The sequence below is a fragment of the Pseudomonas sp. MOIL14HWK12:I2 genome, assembly GCF_000510745.1.
Classification (GTDB): Bacteria; Pseudomonadota; Gammaproteobacteria; order Pseudomonadales; family Pseudomonadaceae; genus Chryseomonas; species Chryseomonas oryzihabitans.
In genome coordinates, this window is the sequence record NZ_AZOA01000008.1 from 79,388 (window position 1) to 99,828 (window position 20,441).

A 20,441-nucleotide genomic window follows, 5' to 3' on the forward strand; every position below is an offset into this window, starting at 1 on the left:
ATCAGGCGTGCAGTGGCGGCTTGATGAGGAATTCGAGCAGCGCCTTCTGGGCATGCAGGCGATTTTCGGCTTCGTCCCAGACCACGGCGCGCGGGTCGTCCAGCAGGGTATGGCTGATCTCTTCGCCGCGATGCGCCGGCAGGCAATGCATGAAGAGGACATCCGGCGCGGCGCCATCGAGCAACTCGGCGGTGACCTGGTAGGGCTTGAAGGCCGCCAGGCGCAGGCGGGTTTCCTCTTCCTGGCCCATGGAGGTCCAGACGTCGGTGCTGACCAGGTGCGCCTGGGCCACGGCCTCGCGCGGATCCCGGGTCAACCGGACGCGCTCGCCGGCGCGTTCGAGAAAGCGCGGATTGGGCTCGTAGCCTTCCGGGCAGGCGATGCGCAGATTGAAGTCGAGCTGTTCGGCCGCCTCGATATAGCTGTTGCACATGTTGTTGCCGTCGCCGATCCAGGCCACGGTCTTGCCACGGATATCGCCGCGGTGCTCGAAGAAGGTCTGCATGTCCGCCAGCAGCTGGCAGGGGTGCAGATCGTCCGACAGGCCATTGATCACCGGCACCTGGGAATGGGCGGCGAAGGTGGTCAGCATCTCGTGGGCGTAGGTGCGGATCATCACGCCGTCGAGCATGCTCGACATGACGCGAGCGCTGTCCGGGACGGGCTCGCCACGGCCGAGCTGGGTGTCCCGAGACGAGAGGAAGATCGCCTGGCCACCGAGCTGGATCATGCCGGCCTCGAAGGAGAGGCGGGTGCGGGTGGAGGCCTTCTCGAAGATCATGCCCAGGACGCGATTGCGCAGGGGCTCATGCAGCACGCCCCTGTTACGCAGGGCCTTGAGCTCGATGCCGCGTGCGATGAGTTGCCGGAGTTCCTCGGGGGAACAGTCCATGAAAGAAAGAAAGTGGCGAACCGTCATTTCGTTACCCTAGCGTCCCGTCCCGGTAACGGCCGTCCATGGAGGGCGCGGCGAACCTGAGAGCATGCCGTTTCAAACGGCGGAAAGACCAAAGGCGAAATGGTATAAGTTCATGTCGCATTTTACCACCATCCCAGCCTAGGCCCTTCGTTTCGAGCGGCTAGCCTGGGACGGGGTAGCGAAGGGGCGGTGCCTTACAGCAGGTCAGCGGGGACGTTGCCGCCGTTGTCGGCCAGCTTCTGCAGAACGGCCTTGTGCAGCCACATGTTCATCTGGGCGGAGTCGCCCATCTTGTCGGCGGGGCAGTTCAGTTCCTTGGCCAGCTCCTGGCGGGCGGTCAGGCTGCTGTCCAGGTCGAGCAGCTTGAGCAGGTCGACGATGGAGGTCTTCCAGTTGAGCTGTTCGCCTTTCTGGGCGGCCAGACCGTCAAGCTTGGCGGCGACGTCCACCTGGCTCATGGGGGTGGCGCCGGTCGGGGCGGCCGGGCTGCCGGCGGGTGCGGCGGTATCGGTCGCGCCGGTGGTGGGCGCAGCGGCGGGGGTATCCGCATGGGCTTCACCAATGCCGAGCTTCGAGAGGATCTTGCTGAACAGGCTCATGGAGTTCTCCTGGGTCTTGGATCAGGCGCACCGAGCGGCGCCTACCCTTAACCTGACCACGGCCCGGGCGCCAAAGTTTTGCCTGGCGCCGCTCGGGATGGTCATGGTGCTGGCGAACGGCCGGGTCGGAACGTGGTCGATTGCCAGGTCGAGCCGCGCCTGTCACGGGCTGGACGTCGCGGAAATCCCGGCGTTCCACCGGCCTTTCCGTTACAATCGTCCCACCGTATTAGCGAGGTGCATCGTGGACATCATCGATACCATCAAAGACCAGATTGCCAACAATCCCGTGCTGCTCTACATGAAGGGTTCGCCGAACGCGCCTCAGTGCGGCTTCTCTTCCCGTGCCGCTCAGGTGCTGATGGCCTGTGGCGAGAAATTCGCCTACGTCGACATCCTGCAGAATCCGGAAATCCGCGCCAATCTGCCCAAGTACGCCAACTGGCCGACCTTCCCCCAGCTGTGGGTCGGTGGTGAACTGGTCGGCGGCAGCGATATCCTCGCCGAACTCTACGAGAAGGGCGAATTGCAGACCCTGATCAAGCAAGCCGTGGAAACCAAGGACGCCTGAGTCCCTGGTCCACAAAAAAGCCCGCAATGTGCGGGCTTTTTTGTGGGCATCTGCCCGATCAATCGTCGTCGTCGTGCATCTGCGACTGGATGTAGTTCTCGATCCCGACACTGGCGATGAGGCTCAGCTGGGTTTCCAGCCAGTCGATGTGCTCTTCCTCGGATTCGAGAATGTCCTTGAGCATGTCGCGGCTGACGTAGTCCCGTACGCTTTCGCAGTAGGTGATGGCTTCACGCAGGTCGGCCACGGCGCTGATTTCCAGGCGCAGGTCGCACTGGATCATCTCCTGAGTGTTCTCGCCGATCATCAGCTTGCCCAGGTCCTGCAGATTGGGCAGGCCTTCCAGGAACAGGATGCGCTCGATCAGGCGATCGGCGTGCTTCATCTCGTCGATGGATTCCTTGTACTCGTGATGGCCGAGTTTGCGGATACCCCAGTCGTTGTACATCCGCGAATGCAGGAAGTACTGGTTGATGGCCACCAGTTCGTTGCCGAGGATCTTGTTCAAATGCTGGATGACGGTGATATCGCCTTTCATGGCCGGACCTGCGAATGGGGTGGGATTGCCGGCAGTCTGAGCGTGGAACAGTCCTTTGTCAAAAGCTTAAGTTGTTGAAAAATCGACGAAAATCGAACGGTAATCGGAAGCTTTTCCATCCTTTCCGTAAGCGTTTGATTAGACAATAAAAAAGCCGGACCCAGGTTCCGGCTTTTTTTACAGGGCTCGCGCTCAGGCGCGCGGCACGTCCAGCGCGTAGGCGAGCTGCTGGGCGCCGTGCAGTTCGCCGAGGGTTTCCTTGACCACCTGCTTGGCCAGGCAGGCGCACTTGCCGCACTGAGTGGCGCAACCGGTGCTTTCCCGAACTTCCCGATAACTGCAGCAGCCCTCGTAGATGGCTTCACGGATCTGCTTGTCGGTCACGCCACGGCAAAGACACACGTACATGGATCGCCTGCTGTATGAGTGGAGGTGCCGCCAAAGCTAATGACAATGAGAATGATTGTCAAAGTTGTAGGCGGCAAAATCTCATCAAAGGCAGGATCGGCGACGGACGGTCAGTCGAGATCGACCCAGCCACCCATCTCCCGCCAGCGATTGACGATGCCGCAGAACAGCTCGGCGGTCTTCTCGGTGTCGTAGCGGGCGGAGTGGGCTTCGCGGTTATCGAATTCGATGCCGGCCGCCTGACAGGCCTTGGCCAGCACCGTCTGGCCATAGGCCAAGCCGGCGAGGGTCGCGGTATCGAAGCTGGAGAAGGGGTGGAAGGGATTGCGCTTCAGGCCGCAGCGCAACACCGCGGCATTGAGGAAGCCCAGGTCGAAGCTGCTGTTGTGGCCGACCAGGATGGCCCTCTTGCAGCCGCTGGACTTGAGCGACTTGCGCACGCCCTTGAAGATCTCGCTGAGCGCCTGCTCTTCACCCACCGCCATGCGCAGCGGATGGTCGAGCTTGATGCCGGTGAATTCCAGCGCCGCCGCCTCGATGTTGGCGCCGGCGAAGGGTTCGACGCGGAAGAAGTAGGTGTGATCCGGATAGAGCACGCCTTCCTCGTCCATGGCCACGGTGGTGGCGGCGATTTCCAGCAGGGCATCGGTGGCGGCGTTGAAGCCGCCGGTCTCGACATCCACCACCACCGGCAGGTAGCCGCGGAAGCGGCGGGCCATGGGGATGCGCGAGTCGGACATCGGCTGGCTGGCGTCCAGTTCGTCGCTGAAGGTCTCGTCCATGCTCATGCACCCACCTCCAGGCGCCAGCGCAGGGTCTCGCCGGCGCGCAGCGGAATCACCTCGTGGTCACCGAAGGGCAGGGAAGCCGGCGCCTGCCAGTCCTCGCGCACCAGGGTGACGGTTTCGGCATTGCGCGGCAGGCCGTAGAAATCGGCACCGAAGTGGCTGGCGAAGCCTTCCAGGCGGTCGAGGGCATCGCGGCTCTCGAACGCCTCGGCATAGAGCTCCAGGGCGCCATAGGCGGTATAGCAGCCGGCGCAGCCGCAGGCCGCTTCCTTGGCGTGACGCGCGTGGGGCGCCGAATCGGTGCCTAGGAAGAACTTGGGATTGCCGCTGGTGGCGGCGTCCAGCAGGGCGCTCTGGTGGGTGTTGCGCTTGAGGATCGGCAGGCAGTAGAAGTGCGGCCGGATCCCGCCCACCAGCATGTGGTTGCGGTTGTACAGCAGGTGGTGGACGGTGATGGTGGCGCCGACGTTGGCCGGGGCCTCGCGCACGAAGGCGGCGGCGTCACCGGTGGTGATGTGCTCGAACACCACCTTGAGCGTCGGGAAGCGCTGGACGATGCGCACCAGGTGCTCGTCGATGAATTTCTTCTCGCGGTCGAAGACGTCCACCTCGGCGTGGGTGACCTCGCCGTGCACCAGCAGCGGCAGGCCGATCTCGGCCATGGCTTCCAGCGTCGGGAAGAGATTGTCCAGCGAGGTCACGCCGGAATCGGAGTTGGTGGTGGCGCCGGCCGGATAGAGCTTGGCGGCATACACGAAGCCACTGGCCTTGGCGGCGCGGACGTCTTCCGGGCTGGTGCGGTCGGTGAGATAGAGCACCATCAGCGGCTCGAAGCGGCTGCCGGCCGGGCGTGCCGCCAGGATGCGCTCGCGATAGGCGGCGGCCTGCTCCGCATTGCGCACCGGCGGTACCAGGTTGGGCATGACGATGGCGCGACCGAATTCCCGGGCGGCGTCGGCGACGGTCTGCTGCAAGGCGGCGCCGTCGCGCAGGTGAATGTGCCAGTCATCGGGACGGGCAAGGGTGATCCGGTCGGTCATGCGGGATTCCAGGCTGCGGGAAAGTAGGGAAATGCTACCGGAAAAGGGGGTAGCCGGCACCCGTGCGGCGGGACCGCGCTCAAGTTTTCCGCGTCCTTGACCGATAAGAACCCCAGGTACTTTTTCTTTCCGGAGTCCGACGTGCGCCCGCGTTACCTCTTCCTTTCCTGTCTGCTGCTCGCCGTTCCGGTCTGGGGGATGACCTTCCAGAGCCGGCTCGAGAGCGTGGAATGGAAGGTGGAGGGTGACATCTTCGCCTGTCGCCTGCTGCAGCCCATCCCGCGCTTCGGCAGTGGTGGCTTCCTGCGCCGCGCGGGCGAGTCCACGGTGTTCGAATTGCGGCCCAATGGCCAGTGGTTGCCGGCGGGCAGCGCCAGCCTGAAGGCGGCGGCGGTGCCCTGGAAGCCGGGGCTGGGCGATATCAGCCTTGGCTCGGTCAAGGTGGTTGAGGGCGAGCAGGCGCTGGCCACCAGCGCGCAGCAGGCGCAGCGCCTGCTGGCGGGGCTGATGGAGGGGCGCATGCCCCAGGTGAGTCGCTCGGGGGCCCTGGACGACCGCGTCGAGGTGCGACTGTTGCCAGTGCGCTTCGAACCGGCCTACCAGCAATTCCAGGCCTGCACCCAGAAGCTGCTGGCGGTCAACTTCGAGCAGATCCGCCATTCCCAGGTCAATTTCCCGGGCGGTGGCGATACCCTCGACGACCTCGCCAAGGCCAAGCTCGACCTCATCGACGAATACCTGAACGCCGATCCGACGGTCAATCATGTCATCGTCTCCGGCTACAGCGATAATCAGGGCACCCGCCTGGACAACCGCCAGGAATCGCGGCTGCGCGCCATCGCGGTGATGGAGTACCTCAAGAGCAAGGGCTTCGCCGCGGAGCAGATCGAATTGCGCTTCTTTGGCGAGCAGTACCCCGTGGCGCCCAACACCAGCAAGGCCAATCGCGCGCTCAACCGCCGGGTGACCCTGGTGTTCTCGCGGGTCCCGCCGAGCGGCGAGCCGCCGGCTGCGCCAGCCACCAGTACCGCGGCCAATCCGCCCGAATCGCTGGCGCCCACCCCGGCACCGCCGGCCAAGCCCAAGGGCTGACCCGCCCCGACCGCATGTCGCCCAGACATCAGAGTGCGTCGCGCCCCTGTAAAAGCAGCGAGGCGACCAGTAGAATTGTCGCTTTCCGACTCAACGCAATACACGGGAGCGAACGGCATGGCGGATGTGAAGAAGGTAGTCCTGGCGTATTCCGGCGGCCTGGACACCTCGGTGATCCTCAAGTGGCTGCAGGATACCTATAACTGCGAAGTGGTGACCTTCACCGCTGACCTCGGCCAGGGCGAGGAAGTCGAACCGGCACGTGCCAAGGCCAAGGCCATGGGCGTCAAGGAAATCTACATCGACGACCTGCGCGAAGAATTCGTCCGCGACTTCGTCTACCCGATGTTCCGTGCCAATACCGTCTACGAAGGCGAGTACCTGCTGGGTACCTCCATCGCCCGTCCGCTGATCGCCAAGCGCCTGATCGAGATCGCCAACGAGACCGGCGCCGACGCCATCTCCCACGGCGCCACCGGCAAGGGCAACGACCAGGTGCGCTTCGAGCTGGGCGCCTACGCCCTCAAGCCGGGCGTCAAGGTGATCGCGCCCTGGCGCGAGTGGGACCTGCTGTCCCGCGAGAAGCTGATGGACTACGCCGAAAAGCATCAGATCCCGATCGAGCGCCACGGCAAGAAGAAGTCGCCGTACTCCATGGACGCCAACCTGCTGCACATCTCCTACGAGGGCGGCGTGCTGGAAGACACCTGGACCGAGCATGAAGAAGACATGTGGCGCTGGACCAAGTCGCCGGAAGCCGCGCCGGATACCCCGACCTATCTCGAGCTGACCTACCGCAACGGTGACATCGTCGCCATCGACGGCAAGGAACTGAGCCCGGCCACCGTGCTGGCCGAACTGAACCGCATCGGCGGCGAGAACGGCATCGGTCGCCTGGACATCGTCGAGAACCGCTATGTGGGCATGAAGTCCCGTGGCTGCTACGAGACCCCCGGTGGCACTATCATGCTCAAGGCCCACCGCGCCATCGAGTCCATCACCCTCGACCGCGAGGTGGCCCACCTCAAGGACGAACTGATGCCCAAGTACGCCAGCCTGATCTACACCGGCTACTGGTGGAGCCCCGAGCGGCTGATGCTGCAGCAGATGATCGACGCCTCCCAGGCCAACGTGAACGGCGTGGTGCGCCTGAAGCTGTACAAGGGCAACGTCATCGTCGTCGGCCGCAAGTCCGACGAGTCGCTGTTCGACGCCAACATCGCCACCTTCGAAGAAGACGGCGGCGCCTACAACCAGGCGGACGCGGCGGGCTTCATCAAGCTCAACGCCCTGCGCATGCGCATCGCCGCAGGCAAGGGCCGCACCCTGCTGTAAGGGTCGCCTGGCAACGCAAAACCCCAGCCTCGGCTGGGGTTTTTTATGGCTTACAGATCGAAGTCGTACTCGGAAATCTGCCGCTTCAGGCGGCGCTCTTCGAGCATGTTGTCGATCAGCCGCCGCTTGGTCAGGTTGGTCTTGCTGACGACGGGTTCGACGGTCTCGGGCGCTTCGCCATCGGTCTCGAAATCATCGTCTACATCGATATCGCTTTTGTCTTCGGCCATTGGTAACTCCTGCAAGGCTGGACAGGATCACACGCACTCATCGACAGGGCTGCGGGACCTTTTCGCGCACCTTATAACGACAAAGCAGGGGCCGGTAAAAAAGATTTTTTCAATCGCCAAAGGGCTTTGACAGGCCCTTTTTCAATCGTCAGAGGTTTTCGCCTTGTATTCGCAGAGATCCTCGATCCGGCAGCTGCCGCAGCGGGGCTTGCGCGCCTGGCAGACATAGCGGCCGTGCAGGATCAGCCAGTGGTGGGCATCCAGCAGGAAATCCTTGGGCACCACCTTGAGCAGCCTGAGTTCGACCTCCACCACGTTCTTGCCGGGTGCCAGATTGGTTCTGTTGCTGACCCGGAAGATATGGGTGTCCACCGCCATGGCGAGCTGGCGGAAGGCGGTGTTGAGCACCACGTTGGCCGTCTTGCGGCCCACGCCGGGCAGCGCCTCCAGTTCCTCGCGGGTCTGGGGCACCTCGCCGCCATGGCGCTCCAGCAGCAGCCGGCAGGTCTCGATGACGTTCTTGGCCTTGCTGTTATAGAGGCCGATGGTCTTGATGTACTCCGACAACCCCTCCACGCCCAGGTCCAGGATGGCCTGGGGGGTGTTGGCCACCGGATAGAGGCGGGCGGTGGCCTTGTTGACGCTGACATCGGTGGCCTGGGCGGAGAGGATCACCGCGATCAGCAACTCGAACGGCGAGGCGTAGGCCAGTTCCGTCTTGGGATCGGGATTGTCCTCGTGCAGGCGGCGAAAGATCTCCAGGCGTTTGGCGGCGTTCATGGGCTGTTCGGGTTTTCCAGTGCGGCAAGACGGTGGGCAGCCTGCTGAGCGGCGCCGCGCAGGGCAGCCAGTTGAGCGCTCTGCTCGGGGGTGGGCGCGCTACCGAAGGCGCGCTCGGCCTTGGTCAGCTGGGCACGCGCCAGGGTGGCGGCGATGCGTGCCTGCTTGAGGGCGGCGGGGTCGGTGGCTGGCGTCGCCAGGGCCGGCGCCCTGGCGGTGGCCGCTCCACGCTGCGCGCTGTCCAGGGCCACCTGGGCCTGCTCGGCGGCTTCGCGCAGTTGCTGCACCTGGGCCTCCAGGGCCGGTGTGCCGTACTGCGCCAGTTGCCGTTCGGCCTTTTGCAGGGCGACCCGGGCCATGGCGGCGGCGATCTTCAAGGGTTTGAGCGCAGCGTCCGCGGTGGCCGGCGTCTCCGCCGGCGTGCTGACTGCAGGAGGCACCTGCCGCCGCTGGCGTTCGGCCTCCAGGCGCTCGCGGTCGCGCTGCAGGCGCGCCTGGCGGGCGTCGAAGCGGCGGCGGTAGTACTGCGCGCGGCGACGCTCCGCCGGGCGATCGACCGGGGCCGGTACCGCCACCAGGTCGATGCAGTCCACCGGGCAGGGTGCCAGACACAGTTCACAACCGCTGCATTCGCTCTCGATGACGGTGTGCATCAGCTTGGCTGCGCCAAGGATGGCGTCGGTGGGGCAGACCTGGATGCACTTGGTGCAGCCGATGCAGTCGGCCTCGCGAATCACCGCGCGCTGGCTGGGCGTTATCGGATAGGGCGAGTCCAGGGGCAGTGCCGGACGCTGGAGCAGCGCCGAAAGCTCGAGGATGGTGGCCGTGCCGCCGGGTGGACACTTGTTGTGCGCTTCGCCCGCGGCGATGCCCGCCGCATAGGGCTGGCAACCGGGATGGCCGCACTTGCCGCACTGGGTCTGCGGCAAGAGGGCGTCGATGGCGGTGATGAGGTTGGTTTGGGCGTTCATGGCTTGCACTTGAAAGGACGGCGCCCTGGGGCGCCGTCGCTATCACATCACCCGCTGGCCGGGCTTGGCGCCGCTGTCGGGGCTGAGCAGGTGGATCTCGGTACCGCCGGGGCCGGCGGCCAGGACCATGCCTTCGGAGACGCCGAACTTCATCTTGCGCGGCGCCAGGTTGGCGACGTACAGGGTCAGGCGGCCTTCGAGCTGGCTCGGCTCCGGATAGGCGCTCTTGATGCCGGAGAAGACGTTGCGCTTGGCATCGCCGATGTCCAGGGTCAGGCGCAGCAGCTTGTCGGCACCCTCGACGAATTCGGCCTTCTCGATCAGGGCGATGCGCAGATCGACCTTGGAGAAGGTGTCAAAGTCGATGGTCTCGGCCAGCGGGGCCTTGGTCAGTTCGCCGTTGCCGGCGGGCTGGGGTGCGGCCTGGGCGGCCAGGTCTTCCTTGGAAGCGTCGATCATGGTCTGCACCTTGGCGGGTTCGATGCGGGTGAGCAGGGGCTGGAAGGCATTGAGCTGATGATTGGCCAGGCGCGTGTCCAGGTCGGCCCAGGTCAGGGGGGCGACATTGAGGAAGCTCTCGGCGGCAGCGACCAGGTTGGGCAGCACCGGCTTGAGCAGGATCGCCAGCTGGCGGAAGAGCTCGATGCCCTGGGCGCAGATGGCCTGGACCTCATCCTGCTTGCCGTCCTGCTTGGCCAGACTCCAGGGCGCCTTATCGGCGATCCAGGCGTTGGCGCGATCGGCCAGGGCCATGATCTCGCGCATGGCGCGGCCGAAGTCGCGGGTCTCATAGGCCTCGGCGATGCTCGGCGCGGCGGCGCGGAAGGCGGCTTCCAGCTCGGGCGCGGCCTGGGCGTCCACCAGCAGGCCGGCGTTGCCCTTGTGAATGAAGCCGGCGCAGCGGCTGGCGATGTTGACCACCTTGCCCACCAGGTCGGAGTTGACCTTCTGCACGAAGTCTTCGAGGTTCAGGTCGATGTCTTCGACGTGACGCGAGAGCTTTGCGGCGAAGTAGTAGCGCAGGTACTCGGGATTGAGGTGATCCAGGTAGGTGCGCGCCTTGATGAAGGTGCCACGGGACTTGGACATCTTCTGGCCGTCGACGGTAAGGAAGCCGTGGACGTTGAGCGCGGTCGGCTTGCGATAGCCGGCGCCTTCGAGCATGGCCGGCCAGAACAGCGCGTGGAAGTTGACGATGTCCTTGCCGATGAAGTGGTACAGCTCGGCAGTGCTGTCCTTGTTCCAGAAGGCATCGAAGTCCAGGTCGTCGCGGCGATCGCAGAGATTCTTGAAGCTGGCCATGTAGCCGATGGGGGCGTCCAGCCAGACATAGAAGTACTTGCCCGGGGCGTCGGGAATCTCGAAGCCGAAGTAGGGCGCATCCCGGGAGATGTCCCACTCCTGCAGGCCGGCGTCCAGCCATTCGGCGATCTTGTTGGCGACCGATTCCTGCAGGGCGCCGCCGCGGGTCCAGCCCTTGAGCATGTCGGTGAAATCGGGGAGCTTGAAGAAGAAGTGCTCGGATTCACGCAGCACCGGGGTCGCGCCGGAGATGGCCGACTTGGGATCTTTCAGCTCGGTGGGCGCATAGGTGGCGCCGCACTTCTCGCAGTTGTCGCCGTACTGGTCGGCGCTGCCGCACTTGGGACAGGTGCCCTTGATGAAGCGATCGGCCAGGAACATCTGTTTGTCCGGGTCGAAATACTGGGTGACCGGACGGGTGGCGATGTGGCCGTTTTCGCGCAGCTTCAGGTAGATGGCGCGCGACAGCTCGCGATTCTCTTCCGCATGGGTGGAATGGAAGTTGTCGAAGGCCACGCCGAAGTCGGCGAAATCGGCGCTGTGCTCGCGCTTGACGTTGTCGATCAGCTGTTCGGGCGTGATGCCCTCGCGTTCGGCGCGCAGCATGATGGCCGAGCCGTGGGCGTCGTCGGCGCAGACATAGAGGCACTGGTTGCCGCGCAGCCGCTGAAAGCGCGCCCAGATGTCGGTCTGGATGTACTCGACCATGTGGCCGAGGTGGATGGAGCCGTTGGCATAGGGCAGGGCGCTGGTGACGAGAATCTTGCGGGGCTCGGTCATGGTCTTGGCTGGATCGCGACGCTGATAAGGTGACCGACCATCATAGCGAAATGGCCGGTCGGTTTCATCCGTGGGGATGGGCGGGTGCAGGTCCGGACTTAGAGATCCGCCAGCTGCCAATACAGGGCACTGACCATGGCGGCACCCAGGGCGGCGCTGCGGGCACCGTTCCAGCCGACGTCCGGGCGGGGATCGTTGGCGTTGTCCTTGAACGGCAATTCCAGGGTCAGCGCCAGGCAGCCATGGGTATGACCGACGTACTTGGTGGCGAGCTTGAGGGTCTCGCTGCCGAAGTGGCCGCGGGGATAGCCGTACTGGGTCTGGAAGTCCGGGCTGGCGCGCTGGAAGCGCTGCAGGAAGGCCCGTTGCTCGGCTTCCTCGCGCTCGCCGAAGTTGGGCAGGCCGTTGCAGCCGTCGACGAAGACATAGGGCAGGGCTTCGTCACCGTGGATGTCGAGGAACAGATCGCAGCCGCTCGCCGCGATGGCCCGGCGTACCGCCAGCACCTCGGGGCTGCGTCCTTCGTCCGGCTCCAGCCATTCCCGGTTGAGGTTGGCACCGGCGGCGTTGGTGCGCAGATTGCCCAGGGCCGAACCATCGGGATTCATGTTCGGCACCACGTGCAGCACCGCGTGCTCCAGCAGCTTGCCGCCCACCGGATCGCCCTGGTGTTCGCCCAGGCCCAGCAGCCGGCGCAGCAGGCCTTCGACGAACCACTCGGCCATGGGCTCGCCGGGGTGCTGGCGGGCGATGATCCAGATGTTCTTCTTGCCGGCGCCCGGCGTGCCGATGCGCAGCAGGTCCAGCGAACGCCCCAGCAGCGAACGGCCGACGGTTTCCAGACGGACGGCGGGATGCCGCTGGGCTTCGCCCACGAAGGCCAGGTGGCGGCTCTCCGGATAGGGCTCGAAATAGGCGAAGAACAGGCTGTCGTGCTCCGGGGTGACCGTCCAGCTCAGGGTCTTGCCGTCATAGCGGCTGGGGATGCGGAACCACTGCTGGCCGCAATAGCTGGCCACCACCCCATAGTCGCGCCAACCTTCGGGGTAGGCGCACTCGCCGGCGTTGTCGAAGCTCAGTTGGCAGGGCAGGCCGCGGGCGCCTTCGAGACGGAAATGGAACCACTGGGTGAAGGGCGAGGCGGTGTCCGGGCGGATGCGCAGGCGGATGTCGGCGTGGTCGGCCAGGGACAGCACCTCGACGGCGCCGCTGTCGAAGGTGGAACTGATGTGCAGGGAAGAGGCGTTCACGCAGGGCTCCACGGGCGAGGGGAAAGCCGGGAGTGTAGCGCCGCGTGGATAGGCTTTAGCAAGGACAGTGGGTAGCATAGGCCGCAGCTTCTCTTTCCTATCCGCTGTTTCCGGGAGTCTGCATGACCGCTCCGACTCGCGAGGCCATCGAGGCCGCGCTGCGCCAGTATCACGATCCCTATCTCGAACAGGACCTGCTCAGCGCCGGTGCCCTGCGCGACCTCGCGCTGGACGGTGGCCGGGTGCGCGCCCGCTTCGAGCTGGGCTATGCCGCCGGACTGTTCAAGGGTGGCCTGGCCCAGGTGCTCAAGACCGCGCTGGAGAACGTGCCCGGGGTCGACACCGCCGAGATCCAGGTCGACTGCATAATCGCGCCCCACGCCGCCCAGCCGCAGCTGGAAGCCATGGGCAACGTCAAGAACATCATCGCCGTGGCCTCGGGCAAGGGCGGGGTGGGCAAGTCCACCACCGCCGCCAACCTGGCGCTGGCGCTGGCCCGCGAAGGCGCCCGGGTCGGCGTGCTGGACGCCGACATCTATGGTCCCAGCCAGGGCATCATGTTCGGCTTCGCCGAGGGCACCCGTCCCGAGGTGCGCGACGAGAAGTGGTTCATCCCGCTGCAGGCCCATGGCGTCGAGGTCATGTCCATGGCCTTCCTGACCAACGACAAGACCCCGGTGGCCTGGCGTGGCCCCATGGTCTCCGGCGCCCTGATCCAGCTGATCACCCAGACCGCCTGGAATGACCTCGACTACCTGGTGATCGACATGCCCCCGGGCACCGGCGACATTCAGCTGACCCTGGCGCAGAAGGTGCCGGTGGCCGGCGCGGTGATCGTCACCACGCCCCAGGACCTGGCTCTGCTGGACGCCAAGAAGGGCGTGGAGATGTTCCAGAAGGTCAACATCCCGGTGCTCGGCGTGGTGGAAAACATGGCGGTGCACATCTGCTCCAACTGCGGCCACGCCGAGCACCTGTTCGGCGAAGGCGGCGGCGGCCGGCTGGCCGAGCAGTACGGCGTGGATCTCCTGGCCTCGCTGCCGCTGGCCATGGCCATCCGCGAGCAGGCCGACGCCGGGCGCCCCACCGCCATCGCCGATCCCGACAGCCAGATCGCACTGATCTACCAGGAACTGGCGCGCAAGGTCGGGGCCCGCATTGCCCTGGGCGGTCAGGCCGGCGGCGGCATGCCGACCATCACCGTGAGCGACGACTGATTTCGTCCGTTCGCCTTTGAGACCGCGCTGCGATCCTCTAGAATGCGCGGTCAATTTTTTCGCCCCGGAGCCAGACCTGCCATGAGCATCAAATCGGACAAGTGGATTCGCCGCATGGCCCAGGAGCACGGCATGATCGAGCCCTTCGTCGAGCGCCAGATGCGCGGCGCGGACGACAGCCGGGTGATCTCCTACGGGGTGTCCAGCTACGGCTACGACGTGCGCTGCGCCAACGAATTCAAGGTGTTCACCAACATCCATTCGGCGGTGGTGGATCCCAAGAACTTCGACGACAAGAGTTTCGTCGACGTGGTCAGCGACGTCTGCATCATCCCGCCGAACTCCTTCGCCCTGGCGCGCACCGTGGAATATTTCCGCATCCCGCGTGACGTCCTGACCATCTGCCTGGGCAAGAGCACCTATGCCCGTTGCGGCATCATTGTCAACGTCACCCCGCTGGAGCCCGAGTGGGAAGGGCACGTGACCCTGGAGTTCTCCAACACCACCACCCTGCCGGCCAAGATCTACGCCAACGAGGGCGTGGCCCAGATGCTGTTCCTGCAATCCGACGAGGCTTGCGAGGTGTCCTACAAGGATCGCGGCGGCAAGTACCAGGGCCAGCGCGGCGTGACCCTGCCACGCGCCTGAGTCGATGCCATTCGAGCGAAGCCGCCTGTCTGGCGGCTTCGCCGTTTCCGGGCCTCAAGAAAAGTCCACGGCCGCCGATAGCCTGTGACCTGACTTATCTTTGGAGTGGACTTTCCATGGCCGGCATTCTCGACACCGTCGATCAACGCACCCAGCTGGTTGGCGAGAATCGTCTGGAAATTCTCATGTTCCAGCTGTCCAGCCGGCAGATGTTCGCCATCAACGTGTTCAAGGTGCAGGAAGTCCTCAAGCTGCCGCGCCTGACCCAGATGCCCAAGCGCCACCCGATGATCTGCGGCGTGGTCCACCTGCGTGGCCAGACCCTGCCGGTGATCGACCTGGCCGCCGCCATCGGCATGCGACCCATCACGCCCGACGAGAACAGCACCATCATCGTCACCGAGTACAACCGCTCGGTGCAGGCCTTTCTGGTCGGCAGCGTCGATCGCATCATCAACCTCAACTGGGACAGCATCCAGGCCCCGCCCGGCGGCGCCGGACGGCAGCACTACCTGACCGCCATCACCCGCATCGAAGACCGCCTGGTGGAGGTGATCGACGTGGAAAAGGTGCTGGCCGAGATCGCCCCCTACAACGTCAAGGTCTCCCAGGAGCGCCTGGCCGATCCGCTGCTGGCCAAGGCCCGCGGTCGCGAGGTGCTGCTGGTGGACGACTCCAGCACCGCCATCGGCCAGCTGCGCGACACCCTGGTCCAGCTGGATCTGAAATTCCACGTCGCCACCGACGGCCTGCAGGCCCTGCGCAAGCTCAAGGCCTGGGCCGACGAAGGCGTGGTGCTGACCGAGAAGCTGCTGATGGTGCTGACCGATGCCGAGATGCCGGAAATGGACGGCTATCGCCTGACCACCGAGATCCGCCAGGATCCGCGCCTCGCCGACCTCTATGTGGTGCTGCACACCTCGCTGTCGGGCAGCTTCAACGAAGCCATGGTGAAGAAGGTCGGCTGCAACGCCTTCCTCTCCAAGTTCCAGCCCGATCAGCTGGTCGAGGAAGTCCGCCGCCGCCTGGCGCTGGCCGAGGGCTGATCCCCGCGGTTTCGCCGCTCCGGCGCCTCCCTTACACTGGCGGCCTTTGTCCGCCGCCAGGAAGCCGCGCCCATGTCGCACCTCAGTGCCCTCTATCGTTATCCCGTCAAGTCGACGGCCGTGGAATCCCTCGCCCAGGCCGAGGTGGATGCCCTGGGCCTGGTGGGGGATCGCCGCTGGATGGTGGTGGATGCCGACACCGGTCGCTTCCTGACCCTGCGCCAGCTGGCGCAGATGAATCACATCGAGGCGCGCTGGCTGGCCGCCGATCGACTGCGCCTGAGCGCGCCAGGGCGGACTCCGCTCGAGGTGGCGGTGCCCGATGCCACCGGTGAGCAGCTAGGCGTGACCATCTGGCGCGACACCCTGCAGGCGCCGGTCGCCGCCGAGGCCGATGCCTGGCTGAGCGACTTCCTCGGGCGCCGCTGCCGCCTGGTGTACATCGCCGAAAGCCATGCACGCCAGATCAATACCGATTTCGCCGAGCCGGGGCAGAAGGTCCACTTCGCCGACGGCTTTCCCCTGCTGCTGACCAGCGAGGCCTCCCTGGCCGATCTGGTTGAGCGGGTGGGCAAACCGCTGGAAATGCTGCGCTTTCGGCCGAATCTGGTGGTGGACGGCACCGCGGCCTATGCCGAGGACGGCTGGAAGCGCCTGCGCATCGGCACGGTGGATTTCGCCGTCGCCTGTCCCTGCTCGCGCTGCATCGTCATCACCCAGGATCCGGTGACCGGCGAAAAGGATCCGGATCGGCAGCCACTGACCGCCCTGCGCGAATACCGTTTCCAGGACAATCGCATGCTGTTCGGCATGAACGTCATCCCCCTGGGGCGCGGTGTCATCGAGGCTGGCATGCCGGTGGAGGTGCTGGAATGACTCCCGTGCGGCGTGTGGCGCTGGTCAGTCCGGCGGGTGCGGTCAAGCAGGAGCTGGTCACCGCGGCGATAGAACAGCTGCAGGCGGCCGGCATCGAAGCGGTGCTGGGCGAGCAGGCGCTCAAGCGTCATCGCTATCTCGCCGGCACCGCCGAGGAGCGGGCCGCGGATCTGCACTGGGCCTTCAGCCAGGCGGACGTGGATGCGGTCTGGTGCCTGCGCGGCGGTTACGGATCCGCACAACTGCTGCCGTGGCTGGACTGGTCGCGCCTGTCCAGCAGCAAGGGCCGGCCGCTGATCGGCTATTCCGACCTGACGGTGCTGCTGGAAGCCTTCCATCGCCGCGGTCTCACCGCCATCCATGGTCCTGGCGCCCTGGACTGGGGGCGCCGCGACGAGGATCCGGCCACCCAGGCGGCCCGGACCCGCTCGCTGGAATCGGTCCTGGAGCTGTGCGCCGGTGGCCGTCCGGCCTGGCAGCTGGAGCGCCTGGCCGGTCCGGCCCAGGTACCTGCCGGCGAGCTGATCGGCGGCAACCTGACCACGCTGGCCAGCGTGGTCGGAACCGCCGCGGCGCTGCGTCCCCATGACGGCGCCATCCTCATGCTCGAGGATGTCGGCGAGCCCTACTATCGACTCGAACGCAGCCTCTGCCAGTTGCTCGGCAACCTCACCGAGCACCGCATCGGCGCGGTCTGCCTGGGCACCTTCACCGACTGCCCGGCGCGCAACGTCGAGCAGTCGCTGGAAGAGATCTTCGCCGAATGGCTGGCGCCGCGCGGCATCGCCCTCTATCGCGGCCTGCCCAGCGGCCATGGCCCGGACAACCAGGCCTGGCCCTATGGCGCCCGGGTGCGCCTGGAAGCGGGTCGCCTGCAGGTGCTCTAGGCCCGACCGATCCTGGGCGGATCAGTCCGCCCAGGGCGAGGCCAGCTCCAGCTTGCGCAGCATCTGGCGCTTCTTGCTGTTATAGCCCTGCATCCGCACCAGCAGTTCATCCAGGGTGGCGACCGCCTTGAGGATGTGCGGGCCCTTGTTGAGCATCACGCATTCGGCGCGGACTCCGGTGGCGGCATCGGTGATCTCGGCGCGCGAAGGCGAACCCTTCTTGGCCAGATTCTCCAGCACCTGGGTCGCCCAGATCACCGGCACGTGGGCCGCTTCGCACAGGCAGAGGATATCTTCCTGCAGCGCCGCCAGGCGCTCGAAGCCGCCTTCCACCGCCAGGTCGCCGCGGGCGATCATCACGCCGAAGCCGCCGCGCTGCATGCCGGCCAGCAGCAGTGCGGGAAGGTTGTCGAAACCGCGGCGGGTCTCGATCTTCAGTACCACACCCAGGTGCTCGGCCTGCAGGCGCTCGAGTTCCGCGAGCAGCGCACGGACGTCGTCGGCGCTGTTGACGAAGGACATCTCGATGGCGTCGGCGTGCTCGGCGGCAAACGCCAGGGCTGCGAGGTCCTGTTCGCCCAGCGCTGCCAGCCGCAGGTTGCTCTGGGGAAAGTTGATGCCCTTGTCGCCCTTGAGCTTGGCGCCGCCCGGCGCGTGGGTGATACGGACCTGCAGCGCATCCTGATCGGCGCCTTCGATCACCCCGCCGATCTTGCCGTCGTCGAACCAGACCGGCTCGCCGCCGCGCACGTCGGCGAACACCTGGGGCAGGGTGCAGCCCAGGGTGGCGGGTGTCAGCAGGCGACCGCCGCTGTCCTGGCTGGCGGGCCGGCCGGGCGTCTGGTCGGCAGTCAGGATCAGCAGATCATCCTCGGCGAGGCGCAGGGCACCCGGCTGCGGGGCGAAATCACCAATGCGGCTGTGTCTCTTGCGCCCCTCGCGCGTGACGATCAGACGCAGTCCGGGCGCAAGGTAGGTGGTCTTGGTCGCCTCCGCCCAGCAGCCGCGGTCGCCGACCTCGACCACCGTCCAGCGCCGTTGCGCCTGCCGGGTGTCCACTAGGCGGATGCAGTCGCCCACCTGCAGATCCTTCAGCCAGCGTTCGCCCGCTTGGACACTGGCGGCTGCCGGGGAGGGCGCCGGTCGCGGCTGGCGACGGCCGGTCAGCCAGATCCGCGCCGGCTGGCAGACACGGCCCTGGGCATCGCGTTCGGGCTTCACCTTCTGCACCGCCGCGCCCGTGGCGATGGGCCCGGTACGCAGCTTAGGGCCCGGCAGGTCCATGAACACCTTGCAGGGCCGGTCCAGCTCCGCGCTGGCACGGCGCACGTGCTCGATCATCCGCTTCCAGCTGGCCGGTTCGTCGTGGGCGCAGTTGATGCGCACGCAATCCATATGCGCCGCCAGCAGACCCCGCACCAGGGAATAGTTGTCCGCGGCCTCGCGCGGCAAGGTGACCATGATGCGCACCTCCCGCTCGGTGGCAGGGGAGCCGAACAGCATGCGGGCGTGATCCGCCAGCGGGTTGGCGGCCTTGGCCGTGGGGCGGGCCGCCGGGCTCCCGCCGAGCAGTCGCTCCAGGGTGTTGATAAGGGTCGCCACTGCCGGCAGCACCGCGGCTTCGGAACGACCTAGCGACGACAGCCCCAGGGCGGAGAGGCGCAGCTGCAGGCCATGCAGATCGCCCTCGCGCAACGCCAGATAGGCGAGCAGGTTCTGGGCGCTGGCATGGTAGGCAGGATTGAGCGCCTGGCGATCCAGGCGCGGATCCGCGCTGGCCTGGTGCAGGGCATCCTGGAGGGCGCGCAGTTCAGCGAGGAGGGGGGCGAGATCGTGATCGGAGGTCCGGGAACGCGAGGTCGAACGGGGCGGCACGATAGGTCTCCAGCAGCGGGGCCCAGGCGAGACGCTCACCGGGCGTTCCTGTCTCGGACCCGTGACCGCCGGAGAAGTGAAAAGCCAAGTGTTGCCAGACATTAGCGGCAGATGGCCACTCATCGCGCAGGCCGCCGCTGGCGCCCATAGGGAGTCGGCCAGGATGCTGCTATGATGCGCGGCCTTGACGACCCCCGTTTTCAGGTACCCGCCATGGTGCAGATTTCCGAACGTCTCCTGGTCCAGGCCCATCTGGCCGCCAAGCAGCCCAAGGCGCTCGGGCCGGACGAGATCGCGGCCTACAAGACCGCCATCGCCCGCGAGCTCAAGGCGCAGAACGCGGTGCTGCTCGCCCACTACTACACCGATCCGCTGATCCAGGCGCTGGCCGAGGAGACCGGCGGTTGCGTCGCCGACTCCCTGGAGATGGCGCGGTTCGGCAATCGCCATCCGGCGTCCACCGTGGTGGTGGCCGGGGTCAAGTTCATGGGCGAGACGGCCAAGATCCTCAACCCGGAAAAGCGGGTGCTGATGCCGACCCTGGAAGCCACCTGCTCCCTGGACCTGGGCTGCCCGGTGGAGGAATTCTCCGCCTTCTGCGACCAGCATCCCGAGCGCACCGTGGTGGTCTACGCCAACACCTCGGCCGCGGTGAAGGCCCGGGCGGACTGGGTGGTCACCTCCGGCTGCGCGCTGGACATCGTCGAGCACCTGATGGACAACGACGAGACCATTCTCTGGGCCCCCGATCGCCACCTGGGTCGCTATATCCAGCGCGAGACCGGCGCCGACATGCTGCTCTGGGAAGGCTCCTGCATCGTCCATGAGGAGTTCAAGGCGAGCCAGCTGGAAGACCTCAAGCGGCTTTATCCGGAGGCGGCCATCCTGGTGCATCCGGAGTCGCCCGAGGCGGTGATCGAACTGGCCGACCATGTCGGTTCCACCAGCCAGATGATCAAGGCGGCCCAGACGCTGCCCAATCGCCAGTTCATCGTCGCCACCGATCGCGGCATCTTCTACAAGATGCAGCAGGCCTGCCCGGACAAGACCTTCATCGAGGCGCCCACCGCCGGCAACGGCGCCGCCTGCCGCAGCTGCGCCCACTGCCCGTGGATGGCGATGAATACCCTGGAGCGCACCCTCAACTGCCTGCTCGACGGCTCCGGCGAGGTGCTGGTCGATCCGGCACTCATCCCCCGGGCGGTCAAGCCGCTCAAGCGCATGCTCGACTTCACCCAGGCGCTGCAGCTGAAGGTCAAGGGCAACGCCTGAGGGCGCGGCCCAGGACG

Annotated in this window: 21 protein-coding genes; 9 read left to right on the plus strand and 12 right to left on the minus strand. The window is 66.0% G+C overall.

Features of this window, described 5'->3' with window-relative positions:
- Position 1: 1 nt before the first annotated feature.
- A complete protein-coding gene (gene argF, locus PSK12I2_RS0105465) occupies positions 2–919 on the minus strand; it encodes an ornithine carbamoyltransferase (protein WP_007162746.1) in 918 nt (305 codons plus the stop codon).
- Positions 920–1,113: 194 nt separating this feature from the next.
- Positions 1,114–1,518, minus strand: a complete 405-nt coding sequence (locus PSK12I2_RS0105470; RefSeq protein ID WP_007162747.1) for a DUF3597 domain-containing protein — start codon at positions 1,516–1,518, stop codon at positions 1,114–1,116.
- Between the two features lie 244 nt (positions 1,519–1,762).
- Between PSK12I2_RS0105470 and grxD the strand changes: the two genes are divergently transcribed.
- Entirely contained in the window at positions 1,763–2,089 is a 327-nt protein-coding gene (grxD, locus tag PSK12I2_RS0105475; RefSeq protein WP_007162748.1) for a Grx4 family monothiol glutaredoxin, read from the plus strand.
- A 58-nt stretch (positions 2,090–2,147) separates the two neighbouring features.
- Here grxD and bfr read toward each other — a convergent pair whose 3' ends face one another.
- From bfr to pyrC, 4 genes are all read right to left on the minus strand, one after another.
- Positions 2,148–2,627 carry a bacterioferritin gene (gene bfr / locus PSK12I2_RS0105480; RefSeq protein WP_027597606.1) on the minus strand — a complete coding sequence of 160 codons (480 nt, stop codon included), beginning with the start codon at positions 2,625–2,627 and terminating at the stop codon, positions 2,148–2,150.
- A gap of 192 nt (positions 2,628–2,819) precedes the next feature.
- Positions 2,820–3,035: a bacterioferritin-associated ferredoxin gene (locus PSK12I2_RS0105485; protein ID WP_007162750.1), complete on the minus strand. Its 216-nt coding sequence runs from the start codon at positions 3,033–3,035 to the stop codon at positions 2,820–2,822.
- 110 nt (positions 3,036–3,145) lie between these two features.
- Positions 3,146–3,817, minus strand: coding sequence for a ribonuclease T (rnt, locus tag PSK12I2_RS0105490; RefSeq protein ID WP_371099723.1), 672 nt, complete (start codon positions 3,815–3,817; stop codon positions 3,146–3,148).
- Positions 3,818–3,819: 2 nt separating this feature from the next.
- A complete protein-coding gene (gene pyrC, locus PSK12I2_RS0105495; protein WP_027597607.1) occupies positions 3,820–4,863 on the minus strand; it encodes a dihydroorotase in 1,044 nt (347 codons plus the stop codon).
- Between the two features lie 141 nt (positions 4,864–5,004).
- Between pyrC and PSK12I2_RS0105500 the strand changes: the two genes are divergently transcribed.
- Positions 5,005–5,955, plus strand: a complete 951-nt coding sequence (locus PSK12I2_RS0105500; protein ID WP_027597608.1) for an OmpA family protein — start codon at positions 5,005–5,007, stop codon at positions 5,953–5,955.
- Positions 5,956–6,072: 117 nt separating this feature from the next.
- Positions 6,073–7,290 carry an argininosuccinate synthase gene (locus PSK12I2_RS0105505; RefSeq protein WP_007162754.1) on the plus strand — a complete coding sequence of 406 codons (1,218 nt, stop codon included), beginning with the start codon at positions 6,073–6,075 and terminating at the stop codon, positions 7,288–7,290.
- A gap of 50 nt (positions 7,291–7,340) precedes the next feature.
- Here the strand turns inward: PSK12I2_RS0105505 and PSK12I2_RS0105510 are convergent, their stop codons facing one another.
- From PSK12I2_RS0105510 to PSK12I2_RS0105530, 5 genes are all read right to left on the minus strand, one after another.
- Positions 7,341–7,520, minus strand: a complete 180-nt coding sequence (locus PSK12I2_RS0105510) for a PA3496 family putative envelope integrity protein (RefSeq protein ID WP_007162755.1) — start codon at positions 7,518–7,520, stop codon at positions 7,341–7,343.
- A gap of 141 nt (positions 7,521–7,661) precedes the next feature.
- On the minus strand, positions 7,662–8,300 hold the full coding sequence (nth, locus tag PSK12I2_RS0105515) for an endonuclease III (protein ID WP_027597609.1): 639 nt from the start codon (positions 8,298–8,300) through the stop codon (positions 7,662–7,664).
- Positions 8,297–9,271, minus strand: coding sequence for an RnfABCDGE type electron transport complex subunit B (locus PSK12I2_RS0105520; protein ID WP_027597610.1), 975 nt, complete (start codon positions 9,269–9,271; stop codon positions 8,297–8,299). The genes nth and PSK12I2_RS0105520 overlap by 4 nt, the downstream gene beginning before the upstream one ends.
- Before the next feature lie 42 nt (positions 9,272–9,313).
- Complete coding sequence (metG, locus tag PSK12I2_RS0105525; protein WP_027597611.1) at positions 9,314–11,353, minus strand: methionine--tRNA ligase; 2,040 nt, start codon at positions 11,351–11,353, stop codon at positions 9,314–9,316.
- A 98-nt stretch (positions 11,354–11,451) separates the two neighbouring features.
- Complete coding sequence (locus PSK12I2_RS0105530) at positions 11,452–12,603, minus strand: M14-type cytosolic carboxypeptidase (RefSeq protein ID WP_027597612.1); 1,152 nt, start codon at positions 12,601–12,603, stop codon at positions 11,452–11,454.
- 122 nt (positions 12,604–12,725) lie between these two features.
- Here PSK12I2_RS0105530 and apbC point away from each other — a divergent pair, with 122 nt between their 5' ends.
- The 5 genes from apbC (at position 12,726) to PSK12I2_RS0105555 (ending at position 17,277) form a co-directional block, all read left to right on the plus strand.
- Positions 12,726–13,820 carry an iron-sulfur cluster carrier protein ApbC gene (gene apbC, locus PSK12I2_RS0105535; RefSeq protein ID WP_027597613.1) on the plus strand — a complete coding sequence of 365 codons (1,095 nt, stop codon included), beginning with the start codon at positions 12,726–12,728 and terminating at the stop codon, positions 13,818–13,820.
- Positions 13,821–13,901: 81 nt separating this feature from the next.
- Entirely contained in the window at positions 13,902–14,468 is a 567-nt protein-coding gene (dcd, locus tag PSK12I2_RS0105540; RefSeq protein ID WP_007162761.1) for a dCTP deaminase, read from the plus strand.
- A gap of 116 nt (positions 14,469–14,584) precedes the next feature.
- Positions 14,585–15,514, plus strand: a complete 930-nt coding sequence (locus tag PSK12I2_RS0105545) for a chemotaxis protein CheV (RefSeq protein WP_007162762.1) — start codon at positions 14,585–14,587, stop codon at positions 15,512–15,514.
- Between the two features lie 72 nt (positions 15,515–15,586).
- The gene (locus PSK12I2_RS0105550) at positions 15,587–16,390 is read left to right on the plus strand and encodes an MOSC domain-containing protein (protein ID WP_027597614.1); all 804 of its coding nucleotides are present in this window, start codon (positions 15,587–15,589) and stop codon (positions 16,388–16,390) included.
- Entirely contained in the window at positions 16,387–17,277 is an 891-nt protein-coding gene (locus tag PSK12I2_RS0105555) for an LD-carboxypeptidase (protein ID WP_027597615.1), read from the plus strand. Before PSK12I2_RS0105550 ends, PSK12I2_RS0105555 begins: the two co-directional genes overlap by 4 nt.
- A gap of 21 nt (positions 17,278–17,298) precedes the next feature.
- Here PSK12I2_RS0105555 and PSK12I2_RS0105560 read toward each other — a convergent pair whose 3' ends face one another.
- On the minus strand, positions 17,299–19,152 hold the full coding sequence (locus PSK12I2_RS0105560; RefSeq protein WP_027597616.1) for a pyruvate kinase: 1,854 nt from the start codon (positions 19,150–19,152) through the stop codon (positions 17,299–17,301).
- 213 nt (positions 19,153–19,365) lie between these two features.
- On the opposite strand from PSK12I2_RS0105560, the gene nadA reads away from it, so the two are divergent.
- Positions 19,366–20,424, plus strand: a complete 1,059-nt coding sequence (gene nadA, locus PSK12I2_RS0105565; protein WP_007162766.1) for a quinolinate synthase NadA — start codon at positions 19,366–19,368, stop codon at positions 20,422–20,424.
- Positions 20,425–20,441 lie beyond the last annotated feature (17 nt).